Genomic DNA, 25,459 nt, shown 5'->3' with positions numbered 1-25,459 from the left:
ATCGAGCAAGTCGAGCGCGTACAGCAAGCGGTGAAAAATTTCTAGTTTGGTTGTTTTGCTGTAGCTACGCCATGCCTCGCCATGACTTTTGAAAGCGGCGCGTCTCCACGAGCAATCCGTGTTAATAAGCAGCCGTTGTAGGGTCGGCTTTAGCCGACCAGACACACCCAACAAGGTCAGCTAACGTTGACCCTACGGGTATATCTACCAAAGCCAATCTCTGAATCATCTTCAGAACAACACCACGGCATGTATGTGTCACGATGGTCGGTCTGGGGCTTGAATTCCCGTGTAGCGAAAACCGCAGCAAGGAGAGAGACAAACGGCAGTATCGTTTGGAGCCAGTTATGAAGGACGCAGCAAGGCGTGACGGAGCTTGGCAACTTGTTGTCTTAGCGTAGGCCGTGGCCTAAGGCTAACAGCGCGGAGCGCTTTTCGCCCGGGTCGCCTCCTTTTGCTTACTTTTCTTGGCGAAGCAAGAGAAGTGAGTGCCGCGGCGCACAGCCGCCAATCCCGCTCAAACACAAAACCACCGCTCGCCATACCGTAGCCTTGCGCCAGATTCGCTTTTCATCAATCAAAGCTAACATTTTCCATCGAACAGCTGACGTTAATTTGTCAATTAGATAAGATATTGAAGCTCGGCAAACGGTAGGGTGCATTCGATGCGAAGTTGCAATACGCCATTGAGTGATTCAAACAATGTACGAACCACAACCCCGCACAGTGTATATTTTTTAAAAACACATGGACTATCAATTTAAAAATGGACAATCATGGAAATACTTAATGTAACACTGGATTTAAGATCCATGCTAATTGGCGTAATGGGACTACCAACAATAGTATTTGTAGGCGTACTAGTAAAAAAACACTTCAATTCTGTTGTTGCATTTATCGCAAAAGGCATCATATTTAACCTGCTATTGAAAATAAATGGAAAGGTAGCAGCACAACTATCCTTAAAGCGCTACTCAACACTAATTTCAAATGAAGATCACCAAAAATACATGTTCGTTCCCGGCAACGAAGATATAAGATTAAAAATTAAAGACTCCTTCATAAGCGCAACATTGGAAGACGAGAAGAATCAAACACTACTTCAAAAAGAATGTTCTTTCCTAGACAATGACTCAACTCGAATATTAATAATTGGAGACCCTGGCTCAGGCAAGTCAACGTTAACAAAAAAAATCGTGCTAGAACAATGTGAACTTTCGATGAGATCACCTGGAAAAGCGAGATTGCCAATACTAATTGAGTTAAAAAATGTAAAACCGCCTGAAAAAGATAAAGAATCGTGGTTATTTGATCTTGCGAAGACGCATGTTACACAAAAAAACTCTTATAACATGGACAAGTGTTTCGATTATTTCTGCGAAAGCAATGGAATTATTTTAATTTTTGATGGCCTGGATGAAGTAGCCAGCAAAGATTTAAGCTTGATTATTAAAGGAATTAGAGATACAAGTGACAAATTAAATAACCTAGGTACAAATAATAAGATTATATTAACGATGCGCTCTCAGTTTTACAAATCCATAAAAAACAGCATTAGAGAATTTGGCGCAATAATGCGTTTAATGCCGTTTAACCCATCGAACATCTATGAATTTCTTACAAAATGGCCTTACAATGAAAACTCACAACAACACATAAATAGAATATATAAGGACTTGACTGATCGTGCATCATTAAGAGAAATGTGTAGCAACCCATTAGTTCTATCAATGTATGTTTCAGAGGACCAAGCTAGTGCAGGTAAATTTACCCCAGAAACAAGAACAGAATTTTATGAGCGAGTGACTGATGAGTTACTGATCAAGCGACGAACAAGCCAAACAGGCCGAAAACATGCCCCCGATATAATAAAACAGCAACGCATGGCAGTTCTTTCCGAGATTTCTTATCAACATTTACTTGATAACACAAATCCAGCAAATACTGTAAATTGGTGTGATGCCATCCTCATCGTTCAAGCCGTCAATAAATGTGATGCAGCTGATGCGGCCGAAATATTACTAGACATCATTAAAGAAACAGGCTTAATTTCGGAAGAAAAAGAAAGAGAAACACTTAGATTTATACATCTTACATTTTGTGAGTTTTTTGCTGCCAAAGCAACAATTGGCAACAATGAGAAACTAGAAAAACTAATTAAAACAAATAAAGAAAATCAATCTTTATACAGCCTAAAGACAAGACTGACTGAGTTATTTCCTTTTGCCTGCGGACTACTTAAAATCAGAAATGACATCTCAGAACTAGAAAAAACACTAGCATCATTAATTGAGGATGGCGACAATAATTTAATAGGCAAATGCTTTATTGAGTCTAAATTTTATGACTGCGACGCGTGGACCAATTTTTATGCAAAATGGGAATCAAGCCTATTAAACTTGGCAGAAAGCGATTGGACAACTTCAAGACTCGACGAGTTACATATTTTTAATATAACCAGCCTAGACGCTGCTATTTGTTTACCAATTCTGTCAAAGTCTAGAGCCACCCCAGACATTCAGCTTTTCTATGGAAAATTCCTAGGCAAAAATAAAAATATCATAGCAAAGCTGATAGAAAATTATGCAAAGCAGGATGCCGTCGCAGCGCTAAGAATTGCCGAATTAAATAATATTGATGTAGCAAGCGACGCACCTGAAATTGTATACAAAAATTGCGACCAAGAACCATTTCTAGAAATGATACTTGAGATGGCAGCGGTCAGCAATGACAAAACCGAAGAATGGGCATGCATATTAACTGAAGCGGCACTAAGATCGCCTATTGTTGCACAGTCATTAAAAAATAAGGGTTCGTTTTCTTCTTGGAGGACACACATTGAAAAACTAAGCGAGAACAAATGGCGAAAACAATTGATAGTGGGCGAGGGTTTACTCAGGGACTGCATCGGCATTTCATCAAAAAGTGAATTAAGAGTCAAATACCCCCTAACTTTAATTGCCTCAGAAATCAACCCACCCAGAAGATTACTCGCAATTCCATTTGAGGTTTCTGCTCTTTTAATCACTTTTTGCACTATATTTTTAATATTAAAAATCCCACCATTGACGGCAACCTCACTACCAGACCTAGGCAGCATAAAAAACATTAGCCTAAGCATTAATCTCAAAGAAATAGACATCTCAACCCAAAGCGCAACTAGATTTTTCTCCTTGATTTTATCTATTATTTTCACTTCGTTTCTTTATTATTGCCTAGCTGCTTCAGTGCTACTAAAGCCAATTAGAATACGCAAAATATTTTTACCTAATGAGGTTAGTATACTCTCCAACCCAGATAGTCTTACCACCTTATTGTTTTATTTTTATTGCGAAAATCGCTTAGGCAAATTCCTATTAGGAAAAAGATTGATAGATATAGAAGAGCGAATGGCTCAAAAAAGAAGCAGCATCTGAGACTGTGTTGTGTACTTTAGCATGGCAGCCTAGGCGTTTTGTAAGCTGCGCTAAGGCTGCGTTGCCCAGAGCTGTAGCATGTTTCAACCTCCATTCGTACGAATACTCTGCGCTATTCGCACCTACAGTACCGTCGCAGCACGGCGCAAAAAAGCCCCGCATCCGCGGGGCTTTTTATTAGGTATCACTACCCAGCCATTATCCAACAAGGTCTCACGCCACATACCCCAAGTTCGGCGCCAAATCACGTTCGGCTTGCGCAACCGATACCCCACGCCGCTGAGCATAATCCTCCACCTGATCTTTGGTGATTTTGCCCACGCCAAAGTAGCGCGACTCGGGGTGCGCGAGGTAGAAGCCGCTGACCGCTGCGGTGGGCAGCATCGCGTAGCCTTCGGTTAGCGTCATACCGATGTTTGGCGCGTTCAGCAGTTTGAATAGCTCCACCTTGCTGGTGTGGTCCGGGCAGGCTGGGTAGCCGGGGGCGGGGCGGATGCCGGTGTATTTTTCATCGATCAGCGCTTCGTTATCCAGCTGCTCGTCGGCCGCGTAGCCCCATAGCTCGGTGCGCACGCGGGCGTGCATGTGCTCGGCGAAGGCTTCGGCGAGGCGATCCGCCAGCGATTTGAGCAAGATGGCGCTGTAGTCGTCGTTGGCGTCTTCAAGGCGTTTGACGTGCTCATCAATACCGATGCCGGCGGTGACGGCAAAGGCGCCGATGTAATCGGTGATGCCCGTCTCTTTCGGCGCGACAAAGTCGGCCAGACACCAGTTGGGCTTCACATCGGCCGCGTTGCGCTCGTCGGTTTTGGCCTTCGGCAATTGCTGGCGCAGGTTGTGCCACAGCATCGCGGTTTCGCCCGTGGCTGGGTCGCGGATTTCGATGTCGTCGTGATTGACCGCATTGGCGGGGAAGAAGCCGATTACGCCAGCGGCAGACAGCCATTTTTCTTCGACGATTTGTTTAAGCATTTTTTGCGCGTCTTCAAACAGCGGGCGCGCGGCTTCGCCGACGACTTCGTCGTTTAAAATCGCCGGATAGCGGCCATACAGCTCCCAGCTTTGGAAGAACGGAGTCCAGTCGATATACGGTACCAGCTCATTTAAATCATATTGGGTATATTCACGTACGCCAGTAAATGAAGGCGCTTTCGGTGTATACGTAGCCCAGTCTTGTTTGAATTTAAATTCGCGTGCTTCAGCTATGCTGATCAGTTTGGTGCGATCTTTGTTTTCAAACAGCTCACGCGCTTTGGCGTATTCGGCCTTCACTTCCGCCACGAATGGCGCTTTCAGATCGTCCGACAGCAGATTCGAGCACACACCCACGGCGCGGCTGGCGTCGGCCACGTAGATCACTTGGCCGTTTTGGTAATGCGGCTCGATCTTCACCGCGGTGTGGACTTTCGACGTTGTCGCGCCGCCGATCAAGAGCGGAATGTCAAAGCCCTGGCGCTGCATTTCTTTGGCGACGTGCGCCATTTCTTCCAGCGATGGGGTAATCAGGCCGGAGAGGCCAATGATGTCGGCGCCGACTTCGCGGGCTTTATCCAGAATCGTTTGGCACGGCACCATTACGCCGAGGTCAAACACCTGATAGTTATTACAGCGCAGCACCACGCCAACGATGTTTTTACCGATGTCGTGCACGTCGCCCTTCACCGTCGCCATAATGATCTTGCCCTTGGCTGGCGCATCGGCCAGACCCATGGCGATTTTTTCGGCTTCGATAAAGGGCTCGAGGTGCGCCACGGCGGCTTTCATCACGCGCGCCGATTTCACCACCTGCGGCAGGAACATCTTACCGGCGCCAAACAAGTCGCCAACGACGTTCATGCCGTTCATCAAGTGGCCTTCGATCACATGGATCGGGCGCTCGACGGATTGGCGGGCTTCTTCGGTGTCTTCAACGATGTAGGTGGTAATGCCCTTCACCAGCGAATGCGTAATCCGCTCTTGCAGCGGCAGCGTGCGCCAGCTCAGATCTTCACCCGACTTTTGCGCCGTATCGCCACGGAATGACTCGGCCAGCGCGATCAGCGCGTCGGTATCCGCCATCGGGTCCGCACCTTCCATGAGGACAACGCGCTCGATGGCGTTGCGCAGCTCGCCCGGCACTTCGTCGTAGTTTTCCAGCGCACCAGCGTTCACGATACCCATCGTCATCCCGCGCTGAATCGCGTGGTAGAGGAACACGGCGTGGATCGCTTCGCGCACCTTGTTATTGCCACGGAAACTAAACGACACGTTCGATACACCGCCGCTGATTTTGGCGTGCGGCAGGTTTTGCTTGATCCAGCCGGTGGCTTCGATAAAGTCGAGGCCATAACGCGCGTGCTCTTCAATACCAGTCGCCACGGCAAAAATATTCGGGTCGAAAATAATGTCGGCCGGATTAAAGCCGATTTCGTCGACCAAGATGCGGTAGGATTTTTCGCAAATCTCGACTTTACGCGCGTAGGTATCGGCCTGACCGACTTCGTCGAAGGCCATCACGATCACCGCCGCGCCGTACATTTTCAGCAAGCGCGCGTGGTGTTTGAATTGCTCGACCCCCTCTTTCATCGAGATCGAGTTCACGATGCACTTGCCCTGCACGCATTTCAGGCCGGCTTCGATCACGTCCCATTTTGATGAGTCGATCATGATCGGCACGCGGCTGATATCCGGCTCGGCGGCGATCAGGTTCAGGAAGGTGACCATGGCCTGATGGGCATCGAGCATGCCCTCATCCATATTGATGTCGATAATCTGCGCGCCGTTTTCTACTTGCTGGCGGGCGACCTCTAGCGCGGCCGGATAATCGCCGGCCAAAATCAGGCGGGCAAAGGCTTTCGAGCCGGTAACGTTGGTACGCTCGCCAACGTTCACAAACAAATCTTTATCGCCGATGTTGAAGGGCTCAAGGCCAGACAAGCGGCATTTAGGCTCAATCTCGGGCAGCTGGCGCGGAGGTAGGTCTTTTACAGCTTCGTAAATCGCCTTGATATGCGCCGGCGTGGTGCCGCAACACCCACCGATGATATTGACCAAACCCGCTTCAGCCCATTCGCGCACTTGCGGCGCCATGTCTTCGGGCAGCAAATCATAGCCGGTGGGCGCGAGCGGGTTCGGCAGGCCGGCGTTGGCGTGCACCGACACATAGGTATCGGAAATACGGCTCATTTCTTCCACATACGGGCGCAGCAAATCAGGGCCCAGCGCGCAGTTCAGGCCGAACGACACCGCATCGGCGTGGTGCAGCGAGTTGTAAAAGGCTTCGGTAGTTTGGCCGGTGAGCGTACGGCCGGATTGATCGGTGATCGTGCCAGAAATCATGATCGGCAGCTCTTCGAGCTCTGGGCGATCGGCGAAGTATTTCTTGATCGCAAACACGGCGGCTTTGGCGTTCAGCGTGTCGAAAATCGTCTCGACCATCAAAATATCGGCGCCGCCTTTAACGAGGCCGTCGATCGATTCGAGGTAAGCCTCGACCAGCGCATCAAAGGTGACATTGCGGTAGCCGGGGTCGTTTACATCGGGGCTGATCGACGCGGTGCGGCTGGTGGGGCCAAGAATACCGGCACAGAAACGCGGCTTGCTGGGGTCTTTGGCGGTTTGCGCCACGCACAGGTCTTTCACCAATTTGGCGGCGGCGTGGTTGATCTCCCACACTAGGCCTTCCATCTCGTAATCGGCCATTGCCATCGAGGTGGCGTTGAAACTGCAGGTTTCGATAATGTCGGCGCCAGCATCGAGGTATTGCTGGTGAATCTCGCCAATAATTTGTGGCTGTGTTAGCACCAGCAAATCGTTATTGCCTTTCACATCGGTATGCCAATCGGCAAAGCGCTCGCCGCGATATTGCGCCTCGGTGAGTTTGTATTGCTGGATCATCGTCCCCATGCCGCCGTCCAAAATCAGGATGCGTTGTTCGAGTAAATCTTGCAGTTGTTTGAGACGGGTCATGAATAATCCAGAAATCAATACGGTGTAACCTGACATTTTACCATGAGCAAAGCGAATTGCCTTACTGCCAATGGTCGATATCGCGCTTTAGTGATTGATAAATTGGCATTAATTGCCAATATGTTTGCCGATTTTTACCAACTTTTGGCACGATGATTTGATTAAGCTAGGCAGATTGAACTTGGAGTTGTATACGCATGGCGGCCTCAATTGTTTTGTCTTCTCGCAAAGTGAATCCCTTGTCGCTGACAAGTGCGATGCACCGCGCTGCGGGTCAAAATGAGTTCAATAAAAAGCTGGCACAGTACGAGTCTCATACGCAGCACGTGCGGAAAATCAGCAAAGAAGTGGCGCTTGTCCAGCAGCCAGTCGAAATGAATATTCAGAGTGTGTTTCCGCATATTTCAACCATTGCGATGATGCAAATGCTGCCGATGCGGACAGTGTCTGGGGCGCGGGTACAGGAATATGAAGCGATGGCGGATTTAGCGCAGCAGGATCATGAGCTAGCGCTCGGTCAAGGCTTTGATATGCTGGCATGAATTTGATTCCATTGGTCTTTTTTAGTCTGTGTTTTTCTCAAGCGCGGTGTATGCTGTCATTATCAGTGAGTCTGGGGAGCTTTTCTTATGTCGCCGATTACTTCTTCATCAATCAGTAATGTCCCGCTTGCGCCACCCAGCGGTGCTAGTAATACTGCAGTGGGCGCGGCAGAGTTGCAAAAGCAATTGCAGCAGCAAAATCAAGCCACACGCGAAACGGTTAAGCCTGTTGCTGAGCAAGTGTTTATATCCAAGCAAGCACAACAGCAATTTGATACTTATGTCGCCAGCGCTGCCAGCGCGGCGGAGCGTTACGATACTGGGAATGCGTCGGTCAGCTCGGCCAATCCGATTGGGGTGAGCACCGAGCAAGCGCTTGATACCGTGCAGACGGTGCAAAATCGGCAAACAGCGGCGGCGATTGCACAGTATGCCCAACAGCAAGCGCAAGCTGATCCCGCACCGAAACCCGAGCCTCGAACAGACATAGAGCAAAAGCCAACGACATCAATTAAAGCGATTGCCTGATTTTAATCCGGCCGCCAAATGCAAAAACCAGTCTGCGTGACTGGTTTTTTTGCGTCAACGCAAGCTGTATTGAGTTGGGCCTACTGACCGAAAAAATGTCATGTTGATCTGTTGATTGAGCGAGTATGATTGCTGCAACGCAGCAGGAATTGTCCTTTTTTCTAAATGATCAGGAGAAGCAAGATGGCAGGTTCACTGGAAGGTAAAGTGGCGCTGATTATGGGCTTGGCAAACGAAAGCTCGATTGCGTATGGCGTGGCTAAAGCATTAAAAGCGCGTGGTGCCGAATTGATTTTGACGTATCAAACGGAAAAAACGCTGAAGTACATTCAAGCGCTATTTGATGAATTGCAGCCCGGCATTACGCAATTGTGTGATGTGCAGGATGAGGCATCGGTGAGCCAATTGTTTGCCGCGATCAAACAAAAATACGGTCAACTTGATATTGGCGTTCATTCAATTGCCTTTGCGCAAAAAGATGACTTGCATGGCCGGGTGGTCGATAGCTCGGCAGCGGGTTTTGCGCTAGCGATGGATGTGTCTTGCCATTCTTTTATCCGTATGGCGCATCATGCCGAGCCATTGATGACGCGTGGTGGTACTTTGCTGGCGATGAGTTATTACGGCGCCGAAAAAGTGGTGCCGAATTACGGCATGATGGGGCCGGTGAAAGCGGCGCTGGAATGCGCAGTGCGCTATATGGCCACAGAGCTCGGCCCCAAAAAAATTCGTGTGCATGCGGTGTCGCCCGGCCCAGTGAAAACCCGCGCGGCGAGCGGGATTCGTGAATTTGATTTGCTGATCAGCAATGCCACGGGCAGCGCGCCATTGCGCGAATTGCCGGATATTGATGATGTGGGCGAAGCGAGTGCGTTCTTGTGCGAAGACGGCGCGGCGCGTTTAACTGGTAGTACTTTTTATGTTGATGGCGGGATGAATATCCTCGCTTAGTAGGTATATGGCTATAGCTATTGATAATAAATTGCTACAGCCATATACATCAATATAGATTGATTTGTTCAGACTATTGATTGCACGGCTGACTCTGCGCCAGTTCGACGCGATTTCGGCCATTGGCTTTGGCGTGATACAGCGCGGCGTCGGCGCGCTCGACCATGCAGGCAAAGGCTTCGTTTTCGGCCATTTCAGCAACGCCAGCGCTGCAAGTGACGGTAATGTCATTGGGCCAGGTGGTCTGATTTAAGCTGTTGCGTATTTTTTCGGCCAATGCGGCCGCGCCCATTAATTTGGTGTGTAAACATAACAGGATAAATTCTTCGCCTCCCCAGCGAACCAAGCAGTCGCTTGGGCGAATTTGCTGTTGAATGTGCTGGGCAAAGCGCTGTAATACTAGGTCGCCCATGGCGTGGCCGTACTGGTCGTTGATTTTTTTAAAGTAATCAATATCTAAAAAAATCACACTAATTGGATATTCATGGCTGCTGCAGTGCGTGGTCAGAAATTCAGCTAGCCCTTCACGATTGAGTGCTTGGGTTAATGGATCAACGCGCACGCGCTGCGCCAGTGCTTGAGTTGACTCGGTGAGCGATTGATTGGTGCTTTCCAGCCAGCGCTGACGTTGTCGGCTACGATTGAGTCGGCTTAGATTGCGCCACCATTCCCATAAAATCCACAGCATCGCGGCAATCAGCCACATAAAGATCAACATCAGGCGCAAGTTTTCTGCGCTGATCCATTTTCCGCTCAATTCAAGCCAAGCAACGGTAAATTGCTGCTTGCCTTCGCTGACATTGTAGCCAGTCGCCACACGGATTTGCATCACGCGGTCAAACTCGGTGCCGGCATCGGCAGGGTGCACGTTTTGCTGAATGATCCACCATGCCGGAATATTAAAAGCTGCGAGCGGGAATTTGACTTCTTGCCAGTTAGGCTGAGCTAACAGTACGGCGTCTTCGATCTTATGGCTTAAATAGTCGTTGGCTCGGCTGTATGTATCGCTGTAATTAAAAATTGAAACCCTCAGATGTTCATTTGGCGGGGTAAATAAATAACGAATTTTGATTTGATCAAAGCGCGATAAATCCATGCCTTGCTGCTGGGTATCAAATACGATGTCTAAGCCACAATAAGGTGGGTATTTGGAGGGAATCAATTCACAGTCAATGTGCCAGCCGTCGGGATTTAAATTTAATACGCTGCGGCTATAGGCAGCGCCTTCGGCGGCAGGCTCGACGGTGGCGATGGCGTTGAACGATTTTGGCTCTAGCCGCAAATAGCGATTCATCCCCCAGTGATGCCAGAGCAAGAGGGTCACCGTAAAAATCAGCAAGCCCGATACGAAGTAAATTCGCAGCTTGATCGTCGGCGAGCATGTGGCGTAAATGCTTAGCGCGGGTAGCCACTGCATCTTGCTTGCCTGTTTGAAGTGGGGTTAAAAACTACAGCGTTATCTAATTTGGTATCTAATCCGGTTCTGATTTTCAATAAGCGCAATTGTCGCATGGCGCTGCGCCGCGGTTTGTGTCTAGGCGGTCGATGAGTGATTGCTACCCAGGGTAAGGGCTTATGCCAATTGAACATGATTGAATCATCAAAGCGAATTAATCGTTGGATTTTCAGCTTAGTTCATTGCGGGTCAGTTGATGCAAGACTTTGATTGTCGCCATCAAAAAAGCCGAGCAAGCCCGGCTTTGTACTTAGATTGGATAGACGCCACCTAGCGCCAAATGCAGGTTAACGCGCTGGATTAAGCGCTCATTTTGCAAGCGCAGCAGATTGAATTGATAGCTGGCGAGGCTCAACTGCTGCTGGTAGAGCTGGTAATAATCGCTTTTACCGACTTTGATTTGCACTTTTTGTAGCCCGATCAATTTCTGTTGGTCATTCACTTGGCCTTTGAGCAATTGATAGCGTTCGGCGAGCTTTTGCTCGGCGTACAAACCGCCTTCAATTTCATTGAGCGCATTGAGCATCGCTTTCGCGTACTGCACCGTCGCTTCTTGTTGCTGAGCCGTCTTGATTTCAACTTGTGCATCGATCAGACCCGCCGTGAATATTGGCGCCAGAAATTTACCGGTGATACCCCAAATCGGATTATTTAAATCGTCTTGTAATTTAAACAACTGATTGTCGGCAACACCCAAACCCCCCGTGAGTGAGATGGTGGGTAGATATGCTTTTTTAGCGACTTCGACATTAAAGAACGCGGCACGGAAGCGACTTTCTGCAGCTTTTAAGTCGGGGCGACGCTCGGCTAGTGCTGACGGTAGTCCGGCAGGAATTGGGCTTGGCTCAGCGGGTAAGGCACTGGCTACGGTGATTTCAGCTGCCGGATAGCGACCAATTAAGACTTCCAGCGCACGCTGACTATGATTGAGTGCTTGTTGGCTTTGCAATAATTGGGCGCGATAGTTTTTCACCGCCAATTGATTGAGCAACACATCTTGCTGCGTATTGCGGCCAACTTTTTGCCCGGTTTGAATCAAAGCCAACTGCTGCTCTGCCAACTGCACCATCTCTTGCGCCAAGCGAATTTGCTGAGTCGCTTCTGTGGCGCTCAGCCAGGCTTTCACAATCGCCGCAGCGATTGATTGCCTTGCATACAATGTATCGAGTTCTGCAGCGACGCTTTGCTCGCGCGCGGCGGCTTGCCCGCTGCGGGTTTTACCCCAAACATCGATTTCCCACTGTGCAATCAGCGCCAAACCGTTCATCGCCATCGATGAAGTCGGGATGGCCGATTCGCCGCCTTGGCCGCCAATCGCCAGCGAAGGCAGCAAGGCCGCACCTGCAGCTTTGACTGCGCTGTGTGACTGTTCGATGCGCAGAGCCGCGAGGCGTAAATCTGGATTATTGCGTTGCGCTTCGGCAATTAAAGCTAGTACTTCGCTTGGTAAAGTAAAACCCAGAGCGGCAGCGTCAAATTCTCCGGTGCTTTGGCTGTGTTGCCATTTGGCAGGAAATTTCAGCTCGGCTAAAGCTTGCTGATGCAAGTCTTCTCGACTCGGTGCAGTGGGTATTGCGCACGAAGCTAATGTTAAGCATATAGTGCAGGCAATACCTGCCTTTTTTATACCTTGGAATTGCGGGTGCATTGTCTCGTATTCCTTAGTGCAGTTTCAGTACGAGATAATTCATCAGCGATTGAGCACGAATCATCACCATTCTTAATAAGTGCAACGGTGCTAATTTCTCGGTATAAACCGCCGCACCACCACGTGCACCCATTGGAATGAATGGTTTGTTTTCTGGATTAATTGTTAATTTAACCGCAAATTTTTGCGCTAGCGGCGCGTTTAAATGCTCCATTGGCATATTCGGTACCGCGCCACTTTGCATTGTTTGGCCTTGTGAATTTGCCCAAACGATAGAGTCTACTTTGGCTCGCACCACATCACCTGGCAGCGTTTTGAATGCAATTTCCGCTTTATCGCCCGGTTTGATAAAACGTAATTCATTTTGCTCAAAGAACGCCACGATGCGCTGCTCGTGTTCAACAAAGCTCATCGCCGGGCGAAATGGCATTGCGGTCAAAAAATTACCTGGGCGAACAGCCACGTTGACGGCATAACCATCGGTTGGCGCGCGAATGATGGTCGATTCCAAATCGTATTTGGCCGCCTCAAGTTGCGCTTTGATTTGCGCGACGCTAGCGATATCAGGACCCACTACTGCTTCAAGCTTGGTCGTCACGCGCGCTTCTGCGGTTTTTGCATTCGCTACCGAAGACTCGGCTTTTTTCACTTCGGTCGCGAAGTTTTCCACGTCAAACTGATTACCTGCCCCTGCTTTGGCCAACTCTTGGGCTTGGCCTAGCCGTTTTTTCATCAAGTCCAAATGCGCTTGTGCGGCAATGGTTTGGGTTTTCGCGCTGTCTAAATCTTGCCATAGCGTTTTTGCTGATGCGGTTGCATCTGCCACTTGGGCTTCGAGCTGCTTCACTTTCAAGCGATATGGTGTGCTGTCGATTTCAAGTAAAACATCGCCTTTTTTCAAGCGTTGATTGCCTTCAATCGCCACACGGGTCACTGTACCGGATACACGTGGCACCACTTCCACCACATAATTAATCGCCCGTACATCACTTGATGACGGTGTTACTACATTGATGGTTAGAATAATCGTCGCAGCCAAAGCCAAACCACCGCTGACTGCGCCGACTTGGGTTTTAATATTCCAAGGAATCACTTTGAGTTTGATGCACAGCAGCCAAACTAGAAATGCATAACCGCCGATAATAATTTCAAGCATGGCTGTTTCCTTCTGTATGGCTCGTTTGAGTTGACGCTTGCTTAGCTAAAATCAGCTCGCGCTTTTTGCTCAAGCCTTCCATTTTTTCTTTCAGCAGCATGATTTCATCATCGACGATCGCTAAATCCATTGGTTTATTTCCATGCTCGCCATCGGGCTTGAGGAAATAATCATCATGCTTATCGGTACCGTAGGCGGCTTTGTAAGTAACCGGCTTGGTGAACGCCCACAACCATGCAATCGGCCACAACATCCCGCCAAACGCCAGTGACAACAAGCAAAGCACTTGAATCGCGCCTTTTTGTGGATGATGCCGCTTTTCAGCAATCACTTCCGGTAATACATGGACTTTCCAGAACAAATATATCGCGGCCAGCGGCACTAAAATGATGACGACCCAGACCATGACATCAGCGATTTGTTCTTCCATGCCCGCCATTGCCCAAGCAGAGGATGACAATACTGAAAGTAGTGCAGCAAGTCCGAGCGGGATGCTACGCAAAAACATGGGGTTGCGTTTCATTTTTGAAGATTCCAAATCAGGCTATTCGATTGGTTGGTTTATTTAAATGTAAATGGCGAGGTAGGCCATTCAATCTATACGGGTTTTTGTTTAGCCACTGAACTATAAATCAAATCGAAATAGAGTATCTAGCTGGAGCTAATGGAGTGTGGCATATTGATTTTGACAGACCCTAATAAAAAAAGCCCCACATGAAGGTTTTGTGTGGGGCTTTTTGTTTTAGGATTGCCTTACTTTTGTGCGGGCTCGGCAACGAAAATTTCAACACGACGATTTTGCGCACGACCAGCAGCAGAATCATTACTTGCGATTGGTTGAGTTGCCCCCACGCCGTCAATGCTCATCCGCTGACTAGCCACACCCAAACCTGCAAGGTAGTTACGCGTTGCAGCGGCACGATTCACTGATAATGGATTATTGATCGCATCCGTACCCGTGCTGTCGGTATGGCCGACAATACGCACTTGAGTTACCGGGTTTTGATTCAAGGTTTGCGCCAGACGATTGAGTACGGGCTGCATATTCGGTTTGATATTTGCTTTACCCACATCAAATGAGAAATCAGCAGGAATTTCGATTTTTAATTCATTATTTGGCGTTTGGCTCACTTCGATCCCAGTGCCTTGGGTGGCTTGTTCCATCGCTTGTTTTTGCTTTTCCATATTTGACGACCATAAATACGCGCCTAGTGCGCCCGCCGCGGCACCAATCGCAGCATCGCGGCCTGTGTGATGGCCTTTGGACGCTTTACTAATCCCTGCGCCGACGGCGGCACCGCCGAGCGCGCCCAGCAGGGTGTTTTCAGTCGTCGACATATTTGAGCAACCAGTGATCGCCAGACTTAAAGCTAATAAACTCGGTAATAAAGCACGTTTCATGATTGATTCCTGTTGTCTTTGCAGTTGATGCCATCATCAGACCATAGATTTATGCCATCTTGCTATCAAAAAATACCAAAACGAAGGTGCCTTTGCTCACACGTTGGCAGGTAATCGTATTGCGGTACGCTGTTGCAGCTTGTGGTAAAGGTGATTTACTCGATTTATTCAGTGGTGCTGTTTCTCCATCAGGTTTGTCGTCTTTGATCCCCGATGTGGAGCGCTTCGAGGCGAGCCTCAGGGCAAAACATAAACAAACGTCATTGGCAAATTCATGCTGATGGTGGTCTAAATTATTAAAATACTTACTTTATATTACAAGTGTTGATACTATCGACGGATACAATTTTCGCGCCATGAAAGAAAATGCCTAAGCCCCTCAAATCAAAGCGTTTTATTTATTTGGCATGGCTGGCTTTACTGCTACTCAGTTATAGTCTTTACACTTTGTTTTGGTGGCAAAATCAGCATATTTTGCATACGCAAAAGCACAATCAAATCGCGCAGCAAATTGCCCAGCTGCAAGCGCAGGCCGACACGGTGTTAGAAAGTTTTGCCGCATTTCAATCTCGACTCACATTGACGCAAGACAAAACAATTCGGCCATTTGCCGAGTTGTTATTAAAACGCAATCCACACATTTATTGCTTACAAACGGTGCAGCGCGTGACGCATTCTGAAGTCGCAGGGCTGGAGCGGACGATGCGTGCTGCGGGTTACCGTGGGTTTCAGGTGCATGATTTTGATTATGATAAAACCCGTAAATCGTTGCCGCTGAAAGTGAGTGCGGTGCACTTTCCGATTGTATTTATGGCGCCATTACCGCGCGAAGCAGAGCAAGTGCTGGGTTTGGACGTCAATGCGGTGCACTTTTTAAGTCCGCAGTTACAGAATTCAGGTCAACAGGTAAAAGGCTGGAGTACGGGGCCTTTTCGTTTGATTGAGGGAGACATTGCATATGGCCTAACTATCCCGGTCTATCAGCTGGGAGGACAAAATCCAGATTCCAGTTGGCCCTTATATGCTGGCTTAGTGATTAAAGCCAAAGATATCATCGCGAAATTGCAAGATTTCCCGCCGGGCTGGCAAGTACGGATGGAATACATTGGCGTCGCCAACGCAGCACAAGTAGAACTATTTAATGTGCGCGCTGCGGGTTCCTTGGCATGGCTGGATCGCTTATTACCTCAGATTGAAATCGCTTCGCCGATCGCCTCGGATTCGCAGCCGTTTAAATTATACACGCAGCAACAATTGCGTTGGCAGAGCTGGTTGGGCATGGTACCGCTGATGATGGCGGCATTTTTGTTACTGGTTTTATTGCTGGCACTGCGCTGGCAGTACAGTGAACGCTTGCGGCGAATTACGGTACAACGGCATAAAAATCAGCTGCACCGCTGGGCGACGCAAGATCGTTTAACGCGCTGCGCGAATCGACAAAACTTTGATCAACGGATGAGCATAGCCAGTCAAAGTGAGACGCCCTTCACCTTGGTGTATCTCGATTTAGACTATTTCAAACCGATTAATGATCAATATGGTCACTTAGCTGGAGATGCGGTGCTGCTCGAAGTGGCGCAGCGCTTGCGTCGTACCGTGCGCAGCCAAGACTTGGTCGCGCGTTGGGGCGGGGATGAATTTGCGATTTTGGTGCTCGGTTTGAGCGATCAGGAGCGCTGCGCGGCGTTGCGGCAAGCTTTGTTGGACGCTCTAGCGCCGCCATTTATTTGGCAAGCACAAACTTTAACATTGTCTGCCAGTATTGGTATCGCCAGCTATCCGGCTGAGGCTCAGAGTGTCAGCGAGTTATTGCAGTTGGCTGACCAGCGAATGTATCGGCATAAGGTGGCGACTCGCAATCGAGAAGTGGAAATATAGCACGGGTATTGCTTGCTAAGTATTTTTAACTATTTGCTTTCAAGCAATACCCTTTGGTTATTTGCCCTTAACCAGCGCCATAATCTCCGCGGCGTTGAGTGTACTGGCGCGTTGCTGGATTTCGGGTAGGTATTTGGTTTGCAAATCTTTGGCTGGTGCCAGTGTTTCTTGGAAAGTTTGCTTGAGCAAGTCGGCGCTCATGGTGCGGCCTCCTGCGTAATAGCGTTTCGCCACTTGGCCTAGCGCATAGGTGCTGGCAAAAGAAAATGCCATGCCGGTTGCTGCACCGCCTATCGTTTTGCCCCATTTGCCGCCAACTTTACCAAACAAGCCACCCATCAATTTACGGCCAAATTGTTCGAGGTATTGCGAAGTCAGTCCCACGCCCACCGTCGAAATAAACTCGCGAATATGTCCTTGATCGAGTTCGTAGCCATAGCGTTGGCCGATGTTGTACACCAGCTTGATTTGCAGCGGAATAATCGCCACCGACGCCCACGTTTGCGGCAATAGCTCGAGCGCGCCATTTAAAATCGACGCTTTCAAAATACTGCTGTCAATTTCGGCGGTATTGACTATGGCCGCACTGTTTGGCACTTGCTGCGCCAGCGGCGTTGCGCTTTGGATTGGCACGATGCTTTGCCCCGCTTTGGCGAGCGTATCGGCATCGCGCTGGAATAAGGTTGATGTAGGAACGGTCGCTTGCGCGAGGCGGATTTTTAAATCAGCTAAAAAAGCGCTTTCCGCCGCGCTGGTGCTGCCGTCGGCATCGCAGACGCAGACGGCCATTTCATAGGCAAATTGCCGTTCGGCAGGGTCGGTCAATTGCGCGCAGACACTGGCGAGATCGACGCGTTTAAATAACACATCCTGATACAGACGGCTGAAATCCAGCCCGCTATCTTGCCCCAAAGACTGCGCCAGCCCGCGAATATGCTCGCGTTCCCGTTCATCGTTATGGCCGTCGGCAAAGGCGGCCAGCAGGGCAATAGTTAAAATCGCTTGTTGTTGGGCTATTTGCATGATGCGCTCACAATCAATAGATCAGTACTAGACCAAGCGGCGCTGGCTTGGTTCCATTTGTGGAATTAACAATAACAGTTGCAACTGTAATCGTTGGTTTTTGATACTGTATCGGTCAAATTGAAGTCGGAATGCCACTGTAATGCTCGCCGAATACTGCCTACTATCAACGCTTATTCTTGAAGCGAGGCGCTTGTGCTTAATTTTGCATTTCTTACTTATGTGGCGATTATGTCGGTCACGCCGGGGCCGAATAATCTGATGCTCGCCGCGTCGGGCGGTAATTTCGGCTTTCGTCGTACGCTGCCGCATATGCTCGGCATTAGCTTAGGCCATGCGCTACAAGTGTTTTTGGTCGGTTTATTTTTGGCGTGGATTATGGCAATGCTCGGCAGTGTTCGCCCGATTTTGGCGGTGATCGGCTGTGGTTATTTGCTGTGGTTATCGTGGAAAATCTGGCGTTCAGCGTCACCAGAGGGCAAAGAAGTTGCCCGACCCATGTCGTTCATCGCAGCGGCGGCCTTTCAGTGGATCAATCCTAAAGCATGGGTGATGGTGCTCAATACGGTGATTTTATTTTTGCCGGCTGGCCAACAAAATGGGCAAGCGGCTTTGAGCTTGGCGCTGCTGTGCGCGGCGATTAATTTACCTTGTATTGCCGTTTGGGCATGGTTGGGTGATGCATTACGCCATCATTTATTGGAGCTAAGAAATCTAAAAATCTTCAACGGCACTATGGCCACGCTGATGGCATTGACGGCGTTTTATTTGTTGTACGATGAGTTGGTTTCTCTGGTTTGATGTATTGGGTATTACTATAAAAGCATTGATATTAAATGGCTGTATAGGTATACGCCCAATCTGGCGGCAAGTGCAATCGCGCCAGTGTGGCTCGCTGCGGTCATGTGATTCGCTGAACTGTTCTTTACGGATTAGGGTTTGAAATAAGGCTGGTGATGATCAAGTGGCATACCGTATTTTTTCGCAAGTTGTTCGTAAAACCCCTGCTCACGTAAAGTTTTGAGTGCTACGTTAAATCGATCCCGTGCGCTGGGATCTCGAAAGGCAAGGTGATATTTGGTAGGCGGGAAAATTGCAAAAGGGCATAGGGTGTGATTTGCGCTCGGGTCTAATATTTCGTGTTCGTGCTTAAAAATATTGATATCACTAATTGCGACATCGATATGCGCGGCTAAGAGCATGCGATTCATGAGTTGTTGCGGTGAAAGTTCGCGGTAATTACTTTTGTTGCTGGCTATTTTCGCAAATTCAGCCCCCAAATATTGATTGGCATTATGGAATGCCGCCACTTGAAAGGCGGCCAATTCGGGTACTGAATTGATGAGAATTTGACGCTTACATAGTGTTATTGCCATATTTTGGTAGGCAATATAGGGATCAGAAAGGTATTGACCAGTATTGCCTATGGCGGCATCAAGCTGGCCTTCTTGTAATTTGAGCTGGGCGCGTTTATTGGGCAAGAAATCGATCTTTACTTGATAGCCAGCAAGGTTGAGCGCTTGCTTGGTAATGTCGTATTCAATGCCGCTTTGCGTTTCTGCTGAAACATACGGCATTTTTGTTTCGCCTAATGCGATAGTCAGTGTCGGTGCAGCATAGAGTGGTGCACTGATGCATAACATGCCAAGGTAAGAGCAGAGTGAGCGCATAGTTGAATCAATGAAGCGTCTAAAACTTGAGTGTAGCTAACTTATGTCTTAGAGCTAGGTGAGATTGATGGCTTTAGTGCTGCAACCACACCGAAACCGACCCTGCTGGGCAGGGGAAGCTGGCCCAGCCATCAAGATTGCTGCGGACGGGCTCGTTGTGATGTCCTGTGTGATCGTCAAAACGGGCGTTGGCTTGGCCAACATACATGCGTTTGTAGCCAGCGAGACTATTGCTCATCACGACTGCCATTGCTTTAGGATGGTCAACGTCGCCCAAGCGCGTCCAGCCGATGCAGTTGGGAAAGTCAAAATAATCAATTTGTTCGCCGTAGGCATAATGCTGTCGAGCGTGCAGGAAACGATCGATTAGAAAGCGATGGCTGACTAACTGAATCTGCTGGATATCACCGCTTTTATCGGCATCACAATATTCTGCGCCGTAATAATCAGCGTAGAAAATGCACGGATAGCCGTGCTGGCGCAGCAAAATAAACGCATACGCCAGTGGTTTGAACCACGCTTCTACGGGCGATTCCAAGGCTTGCAGCGGCTGCGAGTCGTGATTGTCGACAAAGGTCACCACATGATCGGGGCGGCGTTGTTTGAGATGATTAAAGCCCAGTTGGCATAAGTTATAGGCGGCGCCTTGGCGGCTAGCGGTGTGAAATTGGTAATGTAGCGGCACGTCAAAAGCGGCGATTCGCCCGCCAAGGCGGTCGACGTAGGCCACGAGCTCGGCAACGTCCGGCGTCCAGTATTCGCCGACGACGAATAAATCTTTACCGGTGTGTTGTTCCATCGCGTCTATCCACGTCGGGAAAAACCACGCGGCGATGTGTTTGACTGCATCAAGGCGAAAGCCATCAACGCCGGTGGTGTCGAGTGTCCATTTACCCCATTCGATGAGTTCGGCTTGCACGGACGGATTTTGAAAATCTACATCACAACCCATTAAATACGCGTAATTGCCCGCCTCCAGCGCGACGGCATCGTCGAATTGTTTGCCCGCGAGCAGGTAAATCGTGTTGCGTTCATTTGGATTGAGCGCATCGTAATCAACGGCGTCAAAGTGCGTGTGGTTCCAGCGAAAATTGGAGTATTGGTCTTGCCGAGCGGCAAAATTAAATTGCGTGTAGGCGCTGATTTCGCGCATCGGCCCAGCAGGATTGAGGCGGTTGTTTTGCTGAAACGGTGTGGCGCAGCAGGGTTCGGCAATGTCGCCGCCGATGCGGTGATTCAGTACCGCATCCGCATAGACTTGCAGACCTGCTGTGTGCGCGGCTTGAATTGCCGCGAGATATTGGGCTTTGCTGCCGTACTTGGTGCGGATGCTGCCTTTTTGTGCAAATTCACCTAAGTCGTATAGATCGTAAACAGCATAACCCACATCATTTGCACCAAGGCTGCCTTTGTAGGCGGGCGGTAGCCACAGTGCGGTAATCCCGGCTTGGGCTAAGGCACTGGCGTTGCGGCTGACTTCATCCCACAGCGAGCCGTCGGCGGGGTTGTACCAATGAAAGTACTGCATCATTACGCCATTTGTCGCCGCCATCAGTCCAACTCCGTCGATCTACTAGGAAAATCTCATATTACGCAATAAACACGATTGTTAGATGACGAGTTGATGAAGATATCAAAGGGATTACGCGCTAAATGGACTGCGTGACTTGCCTCAGCTTCATCGGAGCGTTGACGCGACCTACAAACCAAACTTTAGCGTTGGAAGGCTTTTTTGAGGATGGCGTCGAGTTCGCCGTTGCGTTTCATTTGCGCCAATCCGGCATTAAAACTATGCAGCAATTGCTCGGCGTTGGGGTGGCGGCGGCTAATTAATAAATACATCGGCTCTTCATGCACCGGCTTGGGGCTGATGTTGATGCGTTGCAGAGCTTCGGGATTAAATTCGCTGCGAATAATATGCATGCCGATGATTTCTTCGCAGGGAAACGCATCAATCCGATTGGCCAACAATTTGGCAAAGTTTTGCTCGTCGGTATTGGCTTGGTCGGCAAGGAGGGTGCGGTTATTGATCAAGCCATTGAACGTTTCACCATAGCTATAGCCATTGGTTACGCCGATGTTTTTGCCCTTGAGGTCGCGAAGTTGTTGCCAATCGATTGGCCGACTTCGGTTAAAAAATAGCATGGTTTTACTGCGATAGACCGGCTGGCTAATTAGAAAGTCTTTTTGCCGATCGGCATTACTGCTCCAAAGTAAGGTGCCAGCCACTCGCCCTGAACGCGCTTCTTCCAGCGCGCGTTTCCACGGATAAAACTGATAGTTCACTTGGATTTGTTTCAGTGCAAAAGCCCGACTGACGATTTGGCTACCAAACCCATGATTCGGTAAATGTTCACCCAGTAATGGCGGCCACTCGCCATTGGCTAAGGCGATCGTTTGTGGCGCGCCAAAACTGGCTGCGGCGCAGAACGACAGGACAACAGCGGCTGCACGGAATAAATTGAGCATGGCTAGATGGCATGATGGCGATTGAAAAAATGGCCGCGCGCTGAGTATAAATCGCTGAGCACGGCGCAAGTGAATCATATGACATCTTTGTTTCAATGCAGCGTCAATTCGCCGATTGCTTGCGATTTATGCAAATCGAATTAGTGATGTGGTATGCACAATTTGGCATTCAATACGGTACTTATTACCGATTATTTGCCCAAGATTATTGCTATTCTATTGGCATATTGATTTATTCAACAGGTGACATTGTGGCAAATATTTTAATTATTAATGCAGGTAAGCAATTTGGTCATTCAAATGGCGAATTGAATCAAACCTTGACGGATGTGGCGCATGAAACCTTGCTACACCGTGGCTATAGCGTACAAATTACCGATGTTGATCAAGGGTATGACATTGAAGTAGAGGTAAATAAATATCTCTGGGCAGATACCGTGATTTATCAAATGCCAGCGTGGTGGATGGGCGCGCCGTGGATTTTGAAAAAATACATCGACGAAGTCTTTACCGCCGGCCATGGCCGCTTGTACGCCAGCGATGGTCGTAGTCGCAGCGATGCCACCAAAAAATATGGCTCTGGCGGCCTGATTCAAGGTAAAACTTATCTATTGTCGGTGACTTGGAATGCGCCCCTTAGTGCGTTTGACGCCGCCGATGACTTTTTTGCCGGCGTTGGCGTCGATGGCGTGTATCTGCCATTTCATAAAGCCAATGAATTTTTGGGGATGAGCGCATTGCCGACGTTTATGTGTAATGACGTGATTAAACAGCCGGATATTGCGGGTGATATTGCGCGCTATCGGCAACATTTAGTCGCGCATATTTCAGCCAAGCAGCCCGTTGCAACGCGTGAAGTGACGGCGTAGTTTGGTGTTAATGAGCAAATTCTTTATTGCTTTGATTCTGGGTATTGCTCGCTAGCTTATTTTAAATGATAGCTAGCGAGCAATACATCCATGCTTTATCTGTTTAGAACTTCTCTCCACGTAATACGCGCACCTCACTGAGCCATTGCACCAAGGCATAGTGCGAGCCAAATTGCTGCTGCACGCTGCTGGCTAATTGCTCGGCGCTGGCGGTGTCGGTAATCAGCTCGATTTGGATATTTTCATTCGCGTCAAAATTACCATGCTTTTCGCCGTGCGCACCGTTACCGCGCGCGGCAACAATGGTCCAGCCACGTATTTTTTGGCTTTCAAATAGCTCAATTAAATCATTTTCAAGCACCGCTTCGGTCACGATAGTGAGCAAAGTTCGAGTTGGAAAATTCATCACAGCTCCTTAGGCGACGTGGCGCGCAAATTGTAGATACAGTGGGATTCCCACCAAGATATTAAACGGGAAAGTAACCCCCAGCGCCGCGCCGAGCGAGAGCGCAGGATTGGCTTCCGGCAGCGCCATTCGCATCGCGGCGGGTGCGGCGATGTATGATGCAGAGGCAGCCAAAATCGCCATCAAGGTCAATCCACCGAGCGAAAGCCCCATCATTAGGCCAAATGCGATACCGATCCAGCTGAGCGCCAGCGGCAAGCCAATGCCAATCCCTAGCACTAAAATGCCGTGCTTGCGTAAGATGCCCAATTTCCCCGCCACCACCAAACCCATTTCCAGCAAAAATAGCGTGAGTACGGGTTTGAACAGGTCGATATACAATTTATCGAGCGGTTTGATGCCCTCGGGCCCTGCCAGCGCACCAATCAACAATCCGCCGATTAACAGCACCATACTTTTGCCAAGAAATACTTCGTGCAGTAATTTGCCCCAGCCATGCCCTGACTTGGCGGCGCTCGGCCCCATTCTTGCCAGCAAAACACCGACCATCAAGGCTGGCATTTCTAATAAAACTAAAAACAGTGTGGTTTGCGATTCGTAATCAATCCCTTGTCGCCCCAGAAATGCCACGCCGACGGCATATGTCACTACCGACACCGAGCCATAATGCGCGACCATGCTGGCGGCATCGACTTGGCTGAGTTTGAGTCTGAGTAGTGGGTAAATCAGCAGGGGAATCAATGCCCCCATGACGAGTACGAGCGCGGCTTGCGGCAAAATGGTGAGGATGGGCTGTTTCGCTAAAATCAGGCCGCCCTTGATACCGATGGCAAGTAATAAAAATACCGATAATGTTTCATACAAGGCACTCGGCAGCTTGAGGTCGGATTTGGCCCAGCCCGCCGCTAAACCGAGCAAGAAAAATAGCACAACAGGATCGATTTGCATGTAGGAATGTTTCTATATTATTGATCGTAGAATCGAATGTACTACATTTTTAATAAAGAAAAAACATATAAAAACAAGGGTTTTTAGTAGGATTAAATGTAGTCAAATTACGTAATCCGAGGTGACTGGCATCGGGCAAATTTTTGAATTGCGCGACTCGCGCTGATTGAACGTGGTATCGCCAAGCGTGCGCAAGAATGCATCGTCGGCACTGAGCGCGGACTGTGGGCGATTTATTTCGACGTTGGTTCTGTGCTAGGGCGTGGCGTATCGCTCAAGCTCATGCCGTACTGATTGCGGATTTTTTCTAGCGTACCGCGTTTTTCCAGGCGCGCTATGGCAGCATTGAGTCGCTTCACATCGGCTTCGGTGGTACTTTTTTTGTTGAGCATCAAGCGCACGGTGTCGTTGTGAACTAAGTGAGGCAAAGCGGCCAGTGCGACGTTTTTTTGTTTGGCTTCATACACCAAGGCACCGGTATCGCCCATCAATAACTCGGCACGATTGACCTCAAACATTTTGATCGCTTGAGCAAAGCTTTCAAACGGCGATAATAAATTGGCTTCATTCAGCCAGAAATAATGCGTTTTATAGTCTTCGCCATACCAGCCGGCATTGGGCGCAAGTAGCGTAATTCTTTGTTTTAAAATCGTCGCAAAGTTATCGATGTCTTGGTATTTTTCTAGCTTTTTGGGTGCGGTAAATAAACTGACTGATTCATTGCGATAGGGGCTGGTGAAGTAGCTAAACGCCTCGCGTTCCGGTGTTTTCGATGCCGCGAGCATCACGTCGATTTCACCTTTGCTAAACATATATTGCCGCCGTTTGCGTGGAACTTCGGCGCCAATCTCGAGCGTACAACCCGCTTCTTTGAAAATCGCTTGCACCAGTTCAATATCGAGTCCAGCTGCTTGGCCTTGGGCATTGGTATAGATGTACGGTGGCCATTGTTCGATGGTCATTTTCATCGGCTTGCTGCAGCCCAGCGCAGGCAGGCTGAGCAGGGCGGTGGTGACAAAAAAGCTGCAGAGAATAGAGCGATTGAGCATGGCACGCACCTTTAGATTTTTGGAGCTTGTTGCTTACACTATTACCGTTTTGTGCTCAATTGCAAATACGAATCTACACGTGGTGAAAAATAGCGACGATC

At 49.0% G+C, this 25,459-nt stretch carries 20 protein-coding genes; 7 read left to right on the top strand and 13 right to left on the bottom strand.

Going from position 1 to position 25,459, the window contains the following annotated elements:
* The first annotated feature begins 776 nt into the window (after positions 1 to 776).
* Entirely contained in the window at positions 777 to 3,416 is a 2,640-nt protein-coding gene (locus GM173_RS13795; protein ID WP_203571967.1) for an NACHT domain-containing protein, read from the top strand.
* Positions 3,417 to 3,629: 213 nt separating this feature from the next.
* Here GM173_RS13795 and metH read toward each other — a convergent pair whose 3' ends face one another.
* Complete coding sequence (gene metH / locus GM173_RS13790) at positions 3,630 to 7,364, bottom strand: methionine synthase (protein ID WP_203571966.1); 3,735 nt, start codon at positions 7,362 to 7,364, stop codon at positions 3,630 to 3,632.
* Positions 7,365 to 7,561: 197 nt separating this feature from the next.
* Between metH and GM173_RS13785 the strand changes: the two genes are divergently transcribed.
* The 3 genes from GM173_RS13785 (at position 7,562) to fabI (ending at position 9,385) form a co-directional block, all read left to right on the top strand.
* Positions 7,562 to 7,906 carry a hypothetical protein gene (locus GM173_RS13785; RefSeq protein ID WP_203571965.1) on the top strand — a complete coding sequence of 115 codons (345 nt, stop codon included), beginning with the start codon at positions 7,562 to 7,564 and terminating at the stop codon, positions 7,904 to 7,906.
* A gap of 87 nt (positions 7,907 to 7,993) precedes the next feature.
* Positions 7,994 to 8,434 carry a hypothetical protein gene (locus tag GM173_RS13780; RefSeq protein ID WP_203571964.1) on the top strand — a complete coding sequence of 147 codons (441 nt, stop codon included), beginning with the start codon at positions 7,994 to 7,996 and terminating at the stop codon, positions 8,432 to 8,434.
* Positions 8,435 to 8,617: 183 nt separating this feature from the next.
* A complete protein-coding gene (fabI, locus tag GM173_RS13775; RefSeq protein WP_203571963.1) occupies positions 8,618 to 9,385 on the top strand; it encodes an enoyl-ACP reductase FabI in 768 nt (255 codons plus the stop codon).
* Between the two features lie 73 nt (positions 9,386 to 9,458).
* Here fabI and GM173_RS13770 read toward each other — a convergent pair whose 3' ends face one another.
* From GM173_RS13770 to GM173_RS13750, 5 genes are all read right to left on the bottom strand, one after another.
* On the bottom strand, positions 9,459 to 10,802 hold the full coding sequence (locus GM173_RS13770; RefSeq protein WP_203571962.1) for a GGDEF domain-containing protein: 1,344 nt from the start codon (positions 10,800 to 10,802) through the stop codon (positions 9,459 to 9,461).
* Positions 10,803 to 11,091: 289 nt separating this feature from the next.
* Positions 11,092 to 12,489 (bottom strand): TolC family protein, encoded by a 1,398-nt coding sequence (locus GM173_RS13765; RefSeq protein ID WP_203571961.1) that lies wholly within the window; start codon positions 12,487 to 12,489, stop codon positions 11,092 to 11,094.
* Between the two features lie 13 nt (positions 12,490 to 12,502).
* Positions 12,503 to 13,645 carry an HlyD family secretion protein gene (locus tag GM173_RS13760; protein ID WP_203571960.1) on the bottom strand — a complete coding sequence of 381 codons (1,143 nt, stop codon included), beginning with the start codon at positions 13,643 to 13,645 and terminating at the stop codon, positions 12,503 to 12,505.
* The gene (locus GM173_RS13755) at positions 13,638 to 14,168 is read right to left on the bottom strand and encodes a DUF3302 domain-containing protein (RefSeq protein ID WP_203571959.1); all 531 of its coding nucleotides are present in this window, start codon (positions 14,166 to 14,168) and stop codon (positions 13,638 to 13,640) included. Before GM173_RS13755 ends, GM173_RS13760 begins: the two co-directional genes overlap by 8 nt.
* A 230-nt stretch (positions 14,169 to 14,398) precedes the next feature.
* On the bottom strand, positions 14,399 to 15,046 hold the full coding sequence (locus tag GM173_RS13750; RefSeq protein WP_203571958.1) for a YiaD family glycine zipper/OmpA-like lipoprotein: 648 nt from the start codon (positions 15,044 to 15,046) through the stop codon (positions 14,399 to 14,401).
* Between the two features lie 366 nt (positions 15,047 to 15,412).
* Here GM173_RS13750 and GM173_RS13745 point away from each other — a divergent pair, with 366 nt between their 5' ends.
* Positions 15,413 to 16,924, top strand: coding sequence for a sensor domain-containing diguanylate cyclase (locus GM173_RS13745; RefSeq protein WP_203571957.1), 1,512 nt, complete (start codon positions 15,413 to 15,415; stop codon positions 16,922 to 16,924).
* A 57-nt stretch (positions 16,925 to 16,981) separates the two neighbouring features.
* On the opposite strand, the gene GM173_RS13740 is transcribed toward GM173_RS13745, so the two are convergent.
* The gene (locus tag GM173_RS13740; RefSeq protein ID WP_203571956.1) at positions 16,982 to 17,947 is read right to left on the bottom strand and encodes a YcjF family protein; all 966 of its coding nucleotides are present in this window, start codon (positions 17,945 to 17,947) and stop codon (positions 16,982 to 16,984) included.
* Positions 17,948 to 18,142: 195 nt separating this feature from the next.
* Between GM173_RS13740 and GM173_RS13735 the strand changes: the two genes are divergently transcribed.
* Entirely contained in the window at positions 18,143 to 18,748 is a 606-nt protein-coding gene (locus GM173_RS13735) for a LysE family translocator (RefSeq protein ID WP_308439605.1), read from the top strand.
* A gap of 131 nt (positions 18,749 to 18,879) precedes the next feature.
* On the opposite strand, the gene GM173_RS13730 is transcribed toward GM173_RS13735, so the two are convergent.
* The 3 genes from GM173_RS13730 to GM173_RS13720 form a co-directional block, all read right to left on the bottom strand.
* Positions 18,880 to 19,617 carry a substrate-binding periplasmic protein gene (locus GM173_RS13730; RefSeq protein ID WP_203571955.1) on the bottom strand — a complete coding sequence of 246 codons (738 nt, stop codon included), beginning with the start codon at positions 19,615 to 19,617 and terminating at the stop codon, positions 18,880 to 18,882.
* A gap of 73 nt (positions 19,618 to 19,690) precedes the next feature.
* Entirely contained in the window at positions 19,691 to 21,169 is a 1,479-nt protein-coding gene (locus tag GM173_RS13725) for an alpha-amylase (protein WP_203571954.1), read from the bottom strand.
* Positions 21,170 to 21,330: 161 nt separating this feature from the next.
* Entirely contained in the window at positions 21,331 to 22,164 is an 834-nt protein-coding gene (locus GM173_RS13720) for a substrate-binding periplasmic protein (RefSeq protein WP_203571953.1), read from the bottom strand.
* 50 nt (positions 22,165 to 22,214) lie between these two features.
* Here GM173_RS13720 and GM173_RS13715 point away from each other — a divergent pair, with 50 nt between their 5' ends.
* Positions 22,215 to 22,955, top strand: a complete 741-nt coding sequence (locus GM173_RS13715) for an NAD(P)H-dependent oxidoreductase (protein ID WP_308439604.1) — start codon at positions 22,215 to 22,217, stop codon at positions 22,953 to 22,955.
* A gap of 103 nt (positions 22,956 to 23,058) precedes the next feature.
* On the opposite strand, the gene GM173_RS13710 is transcribed toward GM173_RS13715, so the two are convergent.
* The 3 genes from GM173_RS13710 to GM173_RS13700 form a co-directional block, all read right to left on the bottom strand.
* Entirely contained in the window at positions 23,059 to 23,361 is a 303-nt protein-coding gene (locus tag GM173_RS13710; RefSeq protein ID WP_203571952.1) for a P-II family nitrogen regulator, read from the bottom strand.
* 9 nt (positions 23,362 to 23,370) lie between these two features.
* A complete protein-coding gene (locus GM173_RS13705; RefSeq protein WP_203571951.1) occupies positions 23,371 to 24,309 on the bottom strand; it encodes a sodium-dependent bicarbonate transport family permease in 939 nt (312 codons plus the stop codon).
* A 233-nt stretch (positions 24,310 to 24,542) separates the two neighbouring features.
* Positions 24,543 to 25,358, bottom strand: a complete 816-nt coding sequence (locus GM173_RS13700; RefSeq protein WP_203571950.1) for a substrate-binding periplasmic protein — start codon at positions 25,356 to 25,358, stop codon at positions 24,543 to 24,545.
* Between the last annotated feature and the right edge of the window lie 101 nt (positions 25,359 to 25,459).

The organism is Deefgea chitinilytica (genome assembly GCF_016881405.1).
GTDB lineage: Bacteria > Pseudomonadota > Gammaproteobacteria > Burkholderiales > Chitinibacteraceae > Deefgea > Deefgea chitinilytica.
Note: the sequence above shows the minus strand (reverse complement) of the source record. Positions and strands in the feature narration are given on the sequence as shown.

Excerpts from the sequence above, each read along its gene's own strand:
- GM173_RS13795 (WP_203571967.1), top strand. The coding sequence starts at position 777 with ATGGAAATACTTAATGTAACACTGGATTTAAGATCCATGCTAATTGGC.
- metH (WP_203571966.1), bottom strand. The coding sequence starts at position 7,364 with ATGACCCGTCTCAAACAACTGCAAGATTTACTCGAACAACGCATCCTG.
- GM173_RS13785 (WP_203571965.1), top strand. The coding sequence starts at position 7,562 with ATGGCGGCCTCAATTGTTTTGTCTTCTCGCAAAGTGAATCCCTTGTCG.
- GM173_RS13780 (WP_203571964.1), top strand. The coding sequence starts at position 7,994 with ATGTCGCCGATTACTTCTTCATCAATCAGTAATGTCCCGCTTGCGCCA.
- fabI (WP_203571963.1), top strand. The coding sequence starts at position 8,618 with ATGGCAGGTTCACTGGAAGGTAAAGTGGCGCTGATTATGGGCTTGGCA.
- GM173_RS13770 (WP_203571962.1), bottom strand. The coding sequence starts at position 10,802 with ATGCAGTGGCTACCCGCGCTAAGCATTTACGCCACATGCTCGCCGACG.
- GM173_RS13765 (WP_203571961.1), bottom strand. The coding sequence starts at position 12,489 with ATGCACCCGCAATTCCAAGGTATAAAAAAGGCAGGTATTGCCTGCACT.
- GM173_RS13760 (WP_203571960.1), bottom strand. The coding sequence starts at position 13,645 with ATGCTTGAAATTATTATCGGCGGTTATGCATTTCTAGTTTGGCTGCTG.
- GM173_RS13755 (WP_203571959.1), bottom strand. The coding sequence starts at position 14,168 with ATGAAACGCAACCCCATGTTTTTGCGTAGCATCCCGCTCGGACTTGCT.
- GM173_RS13750 (WP_203571958.1), bottom strand. The coding sequence starts at position 15,046 with ATGAAACGTGCTTTATTACCGAGTTTATTAGCTTTAAGTCTGGCGATC.
- GM173_RS13745 (WP_203571957.1), top strand. The coding sequence starts at position 15,413 with ATGCCTAAGCCCCTCAAATCAAAGCGTTTTATTTATTTGGCATGGCTG.
- GM173_RS13740 (WP_203571956.1), bottom strand. The coding sequence starts at position 17,947 with ATGCAAATAGCCCAACAACAAGCGATTTTAACTATTGCCCTGCTGGCC.
- GM173_RS13730 (WP_203571955.1), bottom strand. The coding sequence starts at position 19,617 with ATGCGCTCACTCTGCTCTTACCTTGGCATGTTATGCATCAGTGCACCA.
- GM173_RS13725 (WP_203571954.1), bottom strand. The coding sequence starts at position 21,169 with ATGGCGGCGACAAATGGCGTAATGATGCAGTACTTTCATTGGTACAAC.
- GM173_RS13720 (WP_203571953.1), bottom strand. The coding sequence starts at position 22,164 with ATGATTCACTTGCGCCGTGCTCAGCGATTTATACTCAGCGCGCGGCCA.
- GM173_RS13715 (WP_308439604.1), top strand. The coding sequence starts at position 22,215 with ATGCAAATCGAATTAGTGATGTGGTATGCACAATTTGGCATTCAATAC.
- GM173_RS13710 (WP_203571952.1), bottom strand. The coding sequence starts at position 23,361 with ATGAATTTTCCAACTCGAACTTTGCTCACTATCGTGACCGAAGCGGTG.
- GM173_RS13705 (WP_203571951.1), bottom strand. The coding sequence starts at position 24,309 with ATGCAAATCGATCCTGTTGTGCTATTTTTCTTGCTCGGTTTAGCGGCG.
- GM173_RS13700 (WP_203571950.1), bottom strand. The coding sequence starts at position 25,358 with ATGCTCAATCGCTCTATTCTCTGCAGCTTTTTTGTCACCACCGCCCTG.